This is a genomic window from Mucilaginibacter tolerans, assembly GCF_030519375.1.
Classification (GTDB): Bacteria; Bacteroidota; Bacteroidia; order Sphingobacteriales; family Sphingobacteriaceae; genus Mucilaginibacter.
The window spans coordinates 532,018-544,076 of record NZ_JAUMKB010000001.1 but is presented as its reverse complement, the minus strand read 5'-3'; the positions used below and the strand labels follow the sequence as shown (position 1 = coordinate 544,076).

At 42.9% G+C, this 12,059-nt stretch carries 13 protein-coding genes; 8 read left to right on the top strand and 5 right to left on the bottom strand.

Features of this window, described 5'->3' with window-relative positions; genetic code table 11:
- The 5 genes from Q3A68_RS02640 to Q3A68_RS02620 all read left to right on the top strand — a co-directional run.
- Positions 1–188, top strand: a 188-nt coding sequence (locus Q3A68_RS02640; protein WP_302899462.1) for a hypothetical protein, incomplete at its 5' end; no start/stop codon positions are given.
- Entirely contained in the window at positions 185–1,177 is a 993-nt protein-coding gene (locus Q3A68_RS02635; protein ID WP_302899461.1) for an SDR family oxidoreductase, read from the top strand. The genes Q3A68_RS02640 and Q3A68_RS02635, both read left to right, overlap by 4 nt.
- Positions 1,178–1,222: 45 nt before the next feature.
- The gene (locus tag Q3A68_RS02630) at positions 1,223–1,720 is read left to right on the top strand and encodes a cytidine deaminase (RefSeq protein WP_302899460.1); all 498 of its coding nucleotides are present in this window, start codon (positions 1,223–1,225) and stop codon (positions 1,718–1,720) included.
- A complete protein-coding gene (locus Q3A68_RS02625) occupies positions 1,717–2,376 on the top strand; it encodes a GDSL-type esterase/lipase family protein (RefSeq protein ID WP_302899459.1) in 660 nt (219 codons plus the stop codon). The genes Q3A68_RS02630 and Q3A68_RS02625 overlap by 4 nt, the downstream gene beginning before the upstream one ends.
- Positions 2,377–2,484: 108 nt before the next feature.
- A complete protein-coding gene (locus tag Q3A68_RS02620; protein ID WP_302899458.1) occupies positions 2,485–3,405 on the top strand; it encodes a S1C family serine protease in 921 nt (306 codons plus the stop codon).
- 56 nt (positions 3,406–3,461) lie between these two features.
- Here Q3A68_RS02620 and Q3A68_RS02615 read toward each other — a convergent pair whose 3' ends face one another.
- Both Q3A68_RS02615 and Q3A68_RS02610 read right to left on the bottom strand, forming a co-directional pair.
- Entirely contained in the window at positions 3,462–3,743 is a 282-nt protein-coding gene (locus Q3A68_RS02615; protein ID WP_302899457.1) for a DUF4242 domain-containing protein, read from the bottom strand.
- Between the two features lie 96 nt (positions 3,744–3,839).
- Positions 3,840–6,410, bottom strand: coding sequence for a helix-turn-helix transcriptional regulator (locus Q3A68_RS02610; RefSeq protein WP_302899456.1), 2,571 nt, complete (start codon positions 6,408–6,410; stop codon positions 3,840–3,842).
- 274 nt (positions 6,411–6,684) lie between these two features.
- On the opposite strand from Q3A68_RS02610, the gene Q3A68_RS02605 reads away from it, so the two are divergent.
- Complete coding sequence (locus tag Q3A68_RS02605; protein WP_302899455.1) at positions 6,685–7,287, top strand: DUF4242 domain-containing protein; 603 nt, start codon at positions 6,685–6,687, stop codon at positions 7,285–7,287.
- A 71-nt stretch (positions 7,288–7,358) separates the two neighbouring features.
- On the opposite strand, the gene Q3A68_RS02600 is transcribed toward Q3A68_RS02605, so the two are convergent.
- Positions 7,359–7,784, bottom strand: coding sequence for a nuclear transport factor 2 family protein (locus Q3A68_RS02600; protein ID WP_302899454.1), 426 nt, complete (start codon positions 7,782–7,784; stop codon positions 7,359–7,361).
- A gap of 162 nt (positions 7,785–7,946) precedes the next feature.
- Between Q3A68_RS02600 and Q3A68_RS02595 the strand changes: the two genes are divergently transcribed.
- On the top strand, positions 7,947–8,456 hold the full coding sequence (locus Q3A68_RS02595; RefSeq protein WP_302899453.1) for a YdeI/OmpD-associated family protein: 510 nt from the start codon (positions 7,947–7,949) through the stop codon (positions 8,454–8,456).
- Positions 8,457–8,463: 7 nt separating this feature from the next.
- Here the strand turns inward: Q3A68_RS02595 and Q3A68_RS02590 are convergent, their stop codons facing one another.
- Together Q3A68_RS02590 and Q3A68_RS02585 are read right to left on the bottom strand one after the other, a co-directional pair.
- Positions 8,464–8,769, bottom strand: a complete 306-nt coding sequence (locus Q3A68_RS02590) for a hypothetical protein (protein WP_302899452.1) — start codon at positions 8,767–8,769, stop codon at positions 8,464–8,466.
- An 18-nt stretch (positions 8,770–8,787) separates the two neighbouring features.
- On the bottom strand, positions 8,788–8,982 hold the full coding sequence (locus Q3A68_RS02585) for a hypothetical protein (RefSeq protein WP_302899451.1): 195 nt from the start codon (positions 8,980–8,982) through the stop codon (positions 8,788–8,790).
- A gap of 329 nt (positions 8,983–9,311) precedes the next feature.
- On the opposite strand from Q3A68_RS02585, the gene Q3A68_RS02580 reads away from it, so the two are divergent.
- Positions 9,312–12,047 (top strand): DNA gyrase/topoisomerase IV subunit A, encoded by a 2,736-nt coding sequence (locus Q3A68_RS02580; RefSeq protein ID WP_302899450.1) that lies wholly within the window; start codon positions 9,312–9,314, stop codon positions 12,045–12,047.
- The last annotated feature ends 12 nt before the right edge of the window (positions 12,048–12,059 follow it).

Genomic DNA, 12,059 nt, shown 5'->3' with positions numbered 1-12,059 from the left:
CTACGCTTAGTGTAATCGAATACTTTCTTTTTTTCCATAGCGATTCTTTTTGTGTATCGCTATATCAGGACCAGACAAGCTTCGATAAAAAAAGCGATGGGTTTGAAACTCATCGCTTTTTTTATGAACCGAACTTCAATTTCAATTCAGCGAAACATAAAGTGAAACAGATAGTTATCACTCTATGAACTTGTACAACGAATTAAAAAATAAGGCAATAGTGATCACCGGCGCATCCAGCGGCGTTGGTCGCGCAGCAGCATTGGAGTTTGCACAATATCGGCCTGCACTTATACTTGCAGCACGCAATGAAGAGACCTTAAATGAAGTGGCGCATGAATGTGATCGGCTTGGCGCGACAGTACTGGTAGTAGTTACCGATGTTACTGACCCGGGATCAGTGATCAACCTGGCTAATACAGCAAATGATTGGGCCGGAAAAATAGATGTTTGGATCAATAATGCAGGTGTGTTGGCGGCGGGCGAATTTAGCCATACACCTGTTGAAGTGCACGAGCAGGTAATCCGTACAAACCTGCTGGGGTGTATTTATGGAGCGCATGCAATAATGCCTGTTTTCAAAGCGCAGCAGCGTGGAACATTGATCAATAACATATCAATAGGAGGGTATTTGCCAGTACCATACGGGGCCGGCTATACTGCCAGTAAGTTCGGATTGAGAGGATTCTCCGAAGCGCTAAAGGCGGAATTAACGGTTTGGCCCGATATTCATGTATGCGATTTATTTCCGGCTTTTTTGGATACGCCCGGGATTCATCATGCAGGTAACTATACCAACAAGGTATTAAAACCTGCTTCGCAGGTGTATGATCCAAAACTGGTCGCAGAAGCAATGGTGAAAGTCGCTGTTTCACCCAAATCAAATAAATATATAGGCGGCGCGTCCCTGGCGCTTAAATTTTCACATGCGCTGTTTCCCGAACTGACAGCCAAATTAACAGGATTTGTAATGCGCAGATATTTCAGAGGGGCTGCCCCTCTGCCACCCACTAATGGTAATATTTTCAATACTGTTGAGTATGGGATGAGTACCAATGGTGGGTTTGAGATTCTATCAGAACCCAAACCATACCGGAAATATATTGTAGGGGCACTGGTAGCAGGTATTGCTGCTGGGATTTATTTGGTAAATTCCAGAAATAAGAGATTAGCATAGATATTCATTATCTTGTATCCCTTTTTTAATTGGACTGATACAAAAATGACCGAACACGAAATAAAAATAAATTTTAAGGAATATGCCTCCCTTGAGGAACTGGAACAAGCCGATCAGCAGCTTTGCAAGGAAGCAGTAAAAGCGCTGAAAACATCTCACTCACCTTACAGCAAATTCAGAGTCGGAGTAGCCATGCAGCTGAAAAGCGGTAAGATACTGCATGCCAGTAACCAGGAAAATGCAGCCTATCCATCCGGGCTTTGTGCCGAGCGGGTGGCATTGTTTCATTGGGGAGCCAATTATTCAGATGACCCGATTGAAACAATGGCTATTACGGCATATACCGATGAATTCCAACTGACCAGGCCGGTTACATCTTGTGGTGCATGCTTGCAGGTATTGGCTGAGTATGAAAAGAAACAAAACAGTGCAATAAAAATGTTACTGTATTGCCAGCAGGGGCCTATATGGGTAGCTACCGGTGTCGAAAGCTTTTTGCCATTTTTGTTTTTCGAAGACAGGCTAACCAACAAAGCCCTATGAAACTGAATTTTACTTTGCTGACTATTTTATCTGTTGTCGGCCTAACTACATTTGCCCAAAGCGATTTCTCATTTGATAATGAGATACAGGCATTCAAACACCAGGATAGTCTGCACTTTCCCAAGCCGAACGGTATCTTATTTATCGGTAGTTCATCCTTCCGTAAATGGACTGATCTTGAACAGCGCTTTAAAGATAAACCAATTATCAGAAGAGGAGTAGGAGGCTGTCAGCTGTCGCAACTGGTAAAATATTACACGCCTTATATCCTGTTTCCATATCATCCACGCAAAATATTTATCTATGCCGGTGAAAATGACATCGCCGAAGGCAGACCGGCCGATTCAGTTTATGCCAACTTCAAAACACTTTGGGTGATGATACGAAAGAAGCTGCCTAACGCCAAAATTTACTACCTGTCGGCAAAGTATGCGCCGGTTCGTGCTAAATTCCGTCCGGAAGTGGACAAGGCTAATGCGATGGTAAAAAAATATATTGCAGGTAAACCCAACAGCCTTTATATCAATATGAATCCATCAATATATAAACCGCAAACCACGATGCCTGATTCTTCCCTTTTTGAGAACGATTATCTGCACCTCAACAGTAAAGGGTACGACCGCTGGCAAAAGGTGTTGGCGCCTTATGTGAATTAAGTGCCAAATCGTGAGCCGCTTTTCCCGGAACAATGACAACACAGCAGTACTGGACTGCCATTTTGTGCTTAAAAATCAATGGGTTTGCTTTTTGAGGTGCGGTCTCTTATGGATTCATACTCACAGATAATTATTAATGCCGTTGAAAGGCTGCGCACTTCTGTAGTAAAGATCGAACAGTTTGATGTGAAGGAAGGGCGCGAGGCAGTAACAGGTACAGGTACCGGATTTTTATTTTCATCCGATGGTTATTTGTTTACCAATAGCCATGTAGTAAAAAAAGCAAAACATTTACGAACCATATTGTATGACGGGAGCATACACCACGCTGCGCTGATTGGCGAAGACCCTTATACCGATCTGGCTATTTTAAAGATAAGTGCTACGGATTACACTCCTTCTGTATTAGGAGACTCGGATAATTTAAGCATCGGTCAGCTGGCCATTGCCATAGGTAATCCGCTTGGATTTCAGCACACGGTTACTGCTGGTGTGATAAGTGCTCTGGGGCGGACGTTGAATAGCGAGAGCGGTATCAGCATGGATAGTATGATACAAACCGATGCATCGTTAAATCCCGGCAATTCCGGCGGACCGCTTATTAATGCCGATGGCGAAGTAATTGGCGTAAACACGGCGATGATCCGTGGTGCACAGGGCCTGTGTTTTGCGATTAGTATTAATACGGCTAAATCGGTAGCAGATCACCTGATACGCTATGGAAAAGTAAAACGTGCTTACATCGGGGCAAGTTTGCAGCAGATAGGATTGGTGCCTAAGCTACGTACCATTCATCATTTAAAAAACCAACAGGCACTGTTTATTACGCAGGTTGAAAATAATAGTCCCGCAGACAAGGGAGGCTTAATGAGCGGCGACATTATTTATGCCTTTAATGATAGGATGATTGAAACTTCAGACCAATTGTTTAAAATGCTTACCGGCGATAAGGTAGGGCAGTTTCAGTATGTAAGCGTTTTGCGCAATAACCAAAAGAAGGAACTGCGCGTAACTCCGGCAGAACGGTGAAACATTAACATTTAAAGGCCCCTGAACGGGGCCTTTAACTTGCAGCAAAAACAGTATTATTTTAACAAATTGCTGGTCAATGGATCGATAATGGATTTTACTTCCGATACTGTGTTGATCGGGAAGTTGCCAAGGCGTGCATGTTCGCGTATCACTTCTTCGCTTTCAGCAATATGCACGCAGTAGATCTTATCATCAGTAACGTATGACTGGATCCAGTAATAGGGTTTGCCTATTTGCTGAACGACATCGCAGGATAGTTGCGAAATGGCCTGTAATTCTTCCGGCGAAAGGTTTCCGGCTCCCGGTAAAATTCTTTCTATTACAAATTTTTTCATGATGGTAATTTTTACTGATCGCTAATAACAACAAATTTAAAAGCATGCCCACTGCCCGACGATAGGGATATACCCTATTTATCAGGCGCCGGCACCCTATTTTATAATTTCAAGGTTAATGGCTTCATGTACAGCCTTCACCCTCGAGTTTACGTCCAGTTTAAAAAGAATGGAGGTAATGTGATGGTCGACGGTCTTCGCTGATATAAAAAGGCGGTCGGCTATTTCCTTATTCTGCATCCCTTCTTTTAATAGTTTTAAAACATCTACTTCACGTTCCGTTAAGCGGGCAACGTTAGCTTTTGTGGTTTCACGCATACCCCGCGGGATACTTTTTATTCCCGAGGCTCGCATTTCCATCTTTAATTTTTCGTATACCGCTGTCGCGCCCAGCTCCTGTACCATGCAGATGGCTTTCTTTTTATCATCTTCATCACCATTAAACAATGCGAGTGCCTGCTCATACGGACAGCCTAAGGCCTCCCATCTGCCTGCGTCGTTATAACTATTGTGCGACGGATGAAACGGCGTGTACTTCGCCCTGGTTTTTAGCAGCCAGTAAGCAAACTCATTATCCATATCGGCGTCCCCTGCCTGCTCCAGGGTTGTAATGGCGAAATCAACGGCTATCTCATCCGTCAGTACTTTGCCTGTTATCCATTCATATTCAAGCAAGGCAGCCAGCACGGGAATGATCCTTTGCAATTCCATCGTACTAAAGGCCTTGGCTCTTGCATCGTTCAAAAGCTGTAAAACATCGGCATCACCACGGCGCATTTTTATCGTCGCTACAATAGCCATTGCGCCTATCTTAAAGATAGTTCCCTGATTAGTGTTATTGATCAGGTTATCGGCAATATGATAAGCCTCGGTCCATTGACCAGTTTCCAGCTTTAGCCGGGCGATATATCCCGACATATGATTCATCCACGAATCCATGTCTCTTTCCTCACAATATCGCAGGCCGGTCTCTAATATATTTTTTGCAAAGGCATAATTCCTGAGCAATATCCCATTACTGCCAAGGTTGGCATAAGCTCTCGCAGCGTGTTCATGATAAGAGTTTTTCAGGGCCATATCCAGGCTCTCCTGTAGTAGATTGAGACCCTCTTTTCGGGTTGGGGCCATCCGCATTTTTACAGTTCCCACATTGTTCAGCGCATGCGAAAGAATTTCATCATCCCCTATTTTTTTAGCAATCACTATGGCTTTTTCGCCCCAATATACTGCTTCGGGATATTGGTTATAGATCATCGTTAGCTGTGACAGGTTGCTGTAGGCCATAGCTTTCGCCTTCGAATCGGACTGATCATTCAAAAGCTCTATAGCCTGCCGGGCAAAATCTTCAGCTTGCTTGCGATTACCATCAACCCAGCCAAGTCTTGATAAAGACCGCGTACAGTCGGCAGCCCGTTCCCTGTTATCGTCCCCTTCCCAAAGCTTAAGCGAACGGTTCATATAAATAATAGCATCCTTATGCTTGTTGATGAGATAACATTCGAAGGCATAGCCTTCATACAATTCATGCAATATATCCTTGTCACTGCCCTGATAATATTCTATTGCCGAGAAATAAAGCTTAGCCGACTCATTGTGTGCACCGATGCAGGAAGCTCTTTTTGCTGCTATCAATGCGTAATGAGTGACAAGTTCATATTGGTTGGCGTTTTTTGCGTGGTGAATAATGCGTTCTATTTCCTGGTTTTGTTCAAAATCTTTTAAGAACAGATCGAGAATACGCTTATTAAGCGAAACCCTTAAAAGCGGCGATAACGAAGCTTCAATGGTTCTCCGGTATAACTCATGCTTAAAAGATATCCGGTCATTTTCGTGAAGAAGAATGCCTGATTCAAGCGATAACTCCACGGCCTCTACGCATGACGGATCCATTCTCAATAGGTATTCAGTCTCAAAACCTGTTGGCTGTACCGACAGAAATTTCCATACCTCTTTGGTTTTTTCGCTTTGCCGGTTATAAACCGACAGGATGGAGTCCTTTACGTTATCAGGGACGCCGGTACTGTAACTCGCCAATATCTCCGTTACATAAAATGGGTTCCCGCCCGAAATACTGTAAACGCTTTCGCCGCTGTAACCTTTTTCAAAAGCCATTGTTTCAACCGCCTCTTTTGATAGCGTAGTAAGCTGTAAACGAGTAAAGATATCACGTGGCAACTGGCCAAACACATTGCGCAGAGGATGCCCGGAAATAATTTCGTTATCACGATAGGTGAGTATGAAAAGGCAATGCAACTGGTTAATGCGCCGTGCCAGGAATTTAATAAAATCAAGGGTGCCCTCATCGGCCCAGTGTACATCTTCAAAAATGAGGACAATGGATTCTTTTTGAGTGCTTAGTTCCTGCAGGAGGTTGGTAAACAACTCAGTCCTGTCCTTTTTATCTCGTACACGTTCCATTACGTCGCTCTGCATCTGCCAGGCAATGTCATATAATGGTGCTAACGGACGTGGCGTGAACAAGGCATCACAGGTGCCCTGCAATATTTTGCAGTCGTTTTTTACTTCTCTACAAAAGGTTCGCACCAGGGAGGTTTTACCTATACCAGCCTCACCGCTCAACAAAATACAATGCCCATCAGACTTGCTGGTACTGACAAATTTTGCATGCAGTGCATGGAGAAAACTATCCCTTTCAATCAGCTCCATATTTGCGGGTATAAATAGGTTATTTTAATAAGGTGGGGTGTCGCTTATTTTATTATAACACTTCTGTTAGTCAACGAAATACACTGTAGTAAATATACCGTATTATCCCGACTCATGATACTGTATTCCCTATATTTTTTAGTGATCTATATTATTTGCCAGAGAAAATTAAGGCACAGCTAAACATAATATAGGGTAAAAGTCTGACATCCTGCCTTGATTTTCAAAAGACCTTTGTACAAGAAATTAATTGATCACTTTAATCCAACGCATTATGAAAACGGTATTACTTATAGCAACATTTATAGTTGCTGGATTCTCGATGGCACTTGCTCAATCGGGTTCAACTAACAACTTGTATCTGGATGTTCATCACTTCGGGCCAGGTAAGGTAAAATTCGAAGACGTAGAGAAGGCACACGCCAAAGACCTGGCAACTGAAAAGAAATTTGGTGTGCAATTTATCAAATATTGGGTAGACGAAGCAGATGGCAATGTTTACTGCTTGTCTTCGGCACCAGATTCGGGCGCCATACGTAAAACTCATGCAGAAGCACATGGCCTTTTGCCCGACCAGATTTACATGGTAGATGCAGGTAAGGAATCATCTGAAATAAACGGCGCAAATTACTTTTTGGATATCCATCACCTTGGTGCCGGAAAAGTTACTGCTAAGGATGTAGCGGCAGCCCATCAGAAAGATTTAGCAGTTGAAAAGAAATATGGTGTCAATTTTATCAACTACTGGGTAAACGAAAAAGACGGAGTAGTGGTATGTTTTTCACAGGCCCCTGATTCAAACGCAATAGTTCAGACACACAAAGAAGCCCACGGCCTTGTTCCTGATCATATCGAACAAGTAAAGCAGGGACAGTAAATATTTATTATATCAAAAAAGAAGGCCCGTCACCGGGCCTTCTTCATACAAAACAAAACAATAATCACCCTTTATTTATAAGAAGTTTCTACGCTTGTAATTTGCCATGTCTTGCCGTCACGGGATGCTGTGATCACATCAATACGGGTAAAGTCTTTATATTTCATTTCGACTTTCACTTTACTGATATCATCATCATCTTGCAGTACAGTTTTTACACACTGGCAATCCTGTTCGATGTTCTCACTTGATTTTAAAGTACTAATGATTTGTGCTTTAGTTAAGGTGTTGATATCGTCTCCCCGTTTCATATAAAACGTTGCGTTGTTATCAATGGCGTCATCAATTCCCGCTATTTTGCCATGCACAACCGCATTTAAATAAGTATCTAATACTTCGCTTTTAGAGAGATTGTTATGACCGATTGATGTTGCCTGTGAAACTGTACAGACAAAAAACAAAGCTAAGCCCATCATCACTGTTTTCAATGTTTTCATAATGTTTGGTATTTAAAGTTTGTAATTGATTTATATCTATAAGACAGAAGCACCTATCACTTCGTTACACTTAAAAACCGCAAAAAGACGGATTTTAACAAACATTTAACATTCGTTACAATACATTGACATTTTTCCGATATTGACTAATTTGCGCTTACCATGGTTGAGTTCACTACAATGATCTTACAGTTTGCCGAGCAGGGCGAAAAAACCGGCTGGAGCTATATTGAAATACCTGCTGATATAGCCCAGCAGATGAAGCCGGGAAATAAAAAATCGTTCCGGGTACGCGGTATGCTTGACGCGCTGCCGGTCAGCGGATTGGCACTGATGCCGATGGGCGAAGGAAATTTCATTATGGCACTGAAAGCTGAGATACGCAAAGACATCCATAAAAACGCGGGCGCCATGCTGCACGTAAAACTGGAAGAAGATGTGGATTTTAAGGTTGAAATACCTGCCGACCTGCAGGAGTGCTTTGATTTTGAACCTGACGCTATTGAGTTTTTCAATACACTGGCCAAATCGCACCGCGACTATTTTATAAAATGGATAAACAGCGCCAAAACCAGCGAGACACGGGCCAAACGTATAGTGAGCACCATAAACGCGATGTTAAGAAAATGGCCTTACAATGTGATGCTACGGGAGATGAGGAATGAGCGTTAGCGTTTCATTATTTTAAGAGCCTCACATACTCGCCTGTTTTTACAATTTTGCCGTCTTTAAACTGCATATCCTGGACGTATTCCATAGAGTCCCGATGTCCTTTACTGTTGGTAAATGACCGGAGTGTCCAGGTAGTTACCCAGGCTTCTTTTCTGTCTTTACTTGAAACTGATTGCCAGTCGTAAAGCTTAATGGATAGATCTTTCAGTGAATCCCGCATGATTTTAGCTCGTTTGAGATATTGGCTGCGCGGTCCTGAAAAAGTGCAGCCGTCAAACGCCGCCATCAGGGTATCAGTGTAGTATTTGCCCATTTCGGCGGCGTCATCTATCTAAAACGCTTTTAAGGCTTTCAGGGTGATGATAATGTTGGTGTGACTGGTGTCGGTAATCCAATAACCAGCATTTTTAACAGGGTATGCGAAGGCTGCTGAATCAGGCGGGGTGGCACCTGTGTAAGTGGATGAGGAATGTTTACAGGAAAAAAATAACAATGGTATAGCCAGTACGGAGCCGAGTACCTTCATTGCTTGTTTTAAATTGATCAGGTTAATAATTGAATTTTAAGATAAGAAGATAAACTCTAAAAAATGAAAAGGATTTTAAATTTTAACCGCCAGTAAAAAATCAGTTATCAAAAATAGATAGTAGTTAAACCGAAAAAATTAACTCGTTTTTAGATGTGCAAGTACGGGGATGGGTAAATTTTTAGCAGGATAGAATTATACATATTAACTAATTCAACTTCTCCAGCCAATTCAACCATATGTTCAAATGTTAATTAAATCCTCGCGTCTGCACATCCGCACATCCGCACATTGTACTATCTTTACCCATCTATATTTTTTAGCTAAGAATGAGTGAAGATCTGAGTAATAATCTATCTGAAAATAACAACGATAATAAACTACACAATGTAACCTCGCTCAATGGGTTATACGAAAACTGGTTTCTGGATTATGCCTCTTATGTAATCCTCGACCGGGCGGTACCCCATATAAACGATGGTCTTAAACCCGTACAGCGCCGTATCCTCCATTCGCTGAAGGAAATGGACGATGGCCGTTTTAACAAGGCAGCCAACGTAATCGGTAATACCATGAAGTATCACCCGCATGGCGATGCTTCCATTGGCGATGCCATGGTGCAGATAGGGCAGAAGAACCTGCTGATTGATTGCCAGGGTAACTGGGGCGACCCGGTGACCGGCGATTCGGCTGCGGCCCCGCGTTATATCGAGGCGCGTTTATCCAAATTTGCCAATGAGGTTGTGTTTAATCCGGATACCACCGAATGGCAGGCCAGTTATGATGGTAGAAACAAAGAACCGATCACGCTTCCGGTAAAATTTCCTTTGCTGCTGGCTCAGGGCGCCGAAGGTATAGCGGTAGGGTTAGCTACCAAAATATTACCACACAATTTTGTAGAGTTACTGGATGCCTCAATCGGTGTTTTGCAGGGTGTAAGGCCAAACTTAGTGCCCGACTTTCTCACAGGAGGTATGGCTGATTGCTCGGCCTATAATGAGGGTCAGCGTGGGGGCAGGGTACGTGTTCGTGCTAAAATAGTTGAGAAGGATAAGAAAACACTTGCAATCACTGAGATACCTTTTAGCACTACTACCGGCAGTTTGATTGATAGCGTGATCGCAGCTAATGATAAAGGTAAGATCAAGATCAAGAAGATTGAGGATAATACGGCCGCCAATGTGGAGATCATTATTCACCTGGCACCCGGTATATCGCCTGACGTAACGATTGATGCGCTGTATGCTTTCACTGACTGCGAGGTTTCTATATCGCCCAATACCTGTGTGATACAAAACGATAAGCCGCGTTTCATGAGTGTAAATGACATGCTTACAGAGAGCACGCACTACACCAAAGAGCTGCTGAAACAGGAATTACAAATCAGGCTGAAGGAACTGATGGAGAAAATATTCTTCAGTTCATTACTGAAAATATTTATCCAGGAAGGGATGTATAAGCATTCGGATTACGAAACAGCCGGAAGCTTTGAGACAGTAGTTGAAGTGCTGAATAGGTTATTTACACCGTTCTTCCCTCTATTCTACCGCGAGATATTGCCCGAGGATTATAAGAAGCTGATCGATAAACCAATGAGCAGCATCACCCGCTTCGACGTGAAAAAAGCGGATGAGCAGATGAAGGCGCTGGAAGGAGAGATAAAGGAGGTAAAGCACCATTTAAAACACCTGAACGATTATGCCATTGCCTGGTTTCAAAAGCTGAAGGATAAATATGGCAAGGGGCGCGAACGCAAAACCGAACTGCGCACTTTCGATAAGGTTGAGGCAGCACAGGTAGCTCTTGCCAATGTGAAGCTCTATGTAAACCGCGAGGATGGCTTTATTGGTACAGGTTTGCGTAAGGACGAGTTTGTGTGCGATTGTTCGGATATTGATGAGATCATTGTGTTCCGTGGGGATGGTAAGTGTATCATCACCAAGGTGCAGGATAAGGTGTTCGTGGGTAAGGATGTGATTCACGCGGCGGTATTCAAAAAGAACGACGAGCGCACTGTTTATAACATGATTTACAAAGACGGCCAAAGCGGCGTAAGTTATATAAAACGTTTCAGCGTAGTCGGCGTAACCCGCGACAAAGAATATGACCTAACCAAAGGATCCAAAGGCTCAAAAGTATTATACTTCTCCGCCAATCCTAACGGCGAGGCCGAGGTGGTGAATATTCAGCTTAAACCACATTCCAAACTACGTAAACTACAATTTGATGAGGATTTTGCCTTGATAGCAATAAAGGGGCGGGCTTCGATGGGTAATATCATCACCAAATATCCGGTGAAAAAGATCGTGCTGAAAAGTAAAGGTGTTTCCACTTTGGCCGGACGCAAGATCTGGTATGATGATATTCTGAAACGTTTGAACGTAGATGGCAGGGGTAAGTATTTGGGTGAGTTTGATGGTGATGACCGCATATTAACTGTTTTAAACAATGGGACATACGAACTGACCAACTTCGACCTAAATAACCATTTCGACGATAAGATGATCCTGATTGAAAAGTATGAACCGGAGAAAGTCTACTCGGTGCTCCACTTTGAGGGAAAATCGAAAAATTATATGGTGAAGCGTTTTGTATTCGAGAACACCAGTTTGGGTAAACAAACCAGCATCATCAGCGAGGAAAGTGGCTCCAAACTGATTCTCATATCAGGTGCTGCACAGGTATTGGTAAAGGTGGATCAACTTAAAGGTAAAACTGAAACACCTGAAACTATCGAGGTTGACCTATCAACATTGATCGATGTAAAAGGTATGAAGGCAATGGGCAACCGTTTATCGCAGCACACCATAAAATCCGTTGAACTACTTTCTGAGATTAATCCAGAAGTTGAAGAAGTAGAACGGGAAGTGACAGAAGACAGAGTTGAAACAGAAGAGAAAGAAGAACAATCTGAAGAGCCATCTCCAAAATCAGAGGACTCAAAACCGGATCAGGAGAAATCAGAAGAACAGTCACCACAACACCCACCCAAAAAGATAGATTTTGAGATCACCAACCCGGATGATATTGATATTGACGATAAAGGGCAGTTGGGGTTGTTCTAAAATATTTCTTTC

What these genes read in the sequence shown, in the direction of transcription:
- Q3A68_RS02615 (WP_302899457.1), bottom strand. Translation starts at nt 3,743, where the DNA reads ATGAAAAAATTTGTAATAGAAAGAATTTTACCGGGAGCCGGAAACCTT.
- Q3A68_RS02620 (WP_302899458.1), top strand. Translation starts at nt 2,485, where the DNA reads ATGGATTCATACTCACAGATAATTATTAATGCCGTTGAAAGGCTGCGC.
- Q3A68_RS02625 (WP_302899459.1), top strand. Translation starts at nt 1,717, where the DNA reads ATGAAACTGAATTTTACTTTGCTGACTATTTTATCTGTTGTCGGCCTA.
- Q3A68_RS02635 (WP_302899461.1), top strand. Translation starts at nt 185, where the DNA reads ATGAACTTGTACAACGAATTAAAAAATAAGGCAATAGTGATCACCGGC.
- Q3A68_RS02610 (WP_302899456.1), bottom strand. Translation starts at nt 6,410, where the DNA reads ATGGAGCTGATTGAAAGGGATAGTTTTCTCCATGCACTGCATGCAAAA.
- Q3A68_RS02600 (WP_302899454.1), bottom strand. Translation starts at nt 7,784, where the DNA reads ATGAAAACATTGAAAACAGTGATGATGGGCTTAGCTTTGTTTTTTGTC.
- Q3A68_RS02585 (WP_302899451.1), bottom strand. Translation starts at nt 8,982, where the DNA reads ATGAAGGTACTCGGCTCCGTACTGGCTATACCATTGTTATTTTTTTCC.
- Q3A68_RS02630 (WP_302899460.1), top strand. Translation starts at nt 1,223, where the DNA reads ATGACCGAACACGAAATAAAAATAAATTTTAAGGAATATGCCTCCCTT.
- Q3A68_RS02580 (WP_302899450.1), top strand. Translation starts at nt 9,312, where the DNA reads ATGAGTGAAGATCTGAGTAATAATCTATCTGAAAATAACAACGATAAT.
- Q3A68_RS02595 (WP_302899453.1), top strand. Translation starts at nt 7,947, where the DNA reads ATGGTTGAGTTCACTACAATGATCTTACAGTTTGCCGAGCAGGGCGAA.
- Q3A68_RS02590 (WP_302899452.1), bottom strand. Translation starts at nt 8,769, where the DNA reads ATGGGCAAATACTACACTGATACCCTGATGGCGGCGTTTGACGGCTGC.
- Q3A68_RS02605 (WP_302899455.1), top strand. Translation starts at nt 6,685, where the DNA reads ATGAAAACGGTATTACTTATAGCAACATTTATAGTTGCTGGATTCTCG.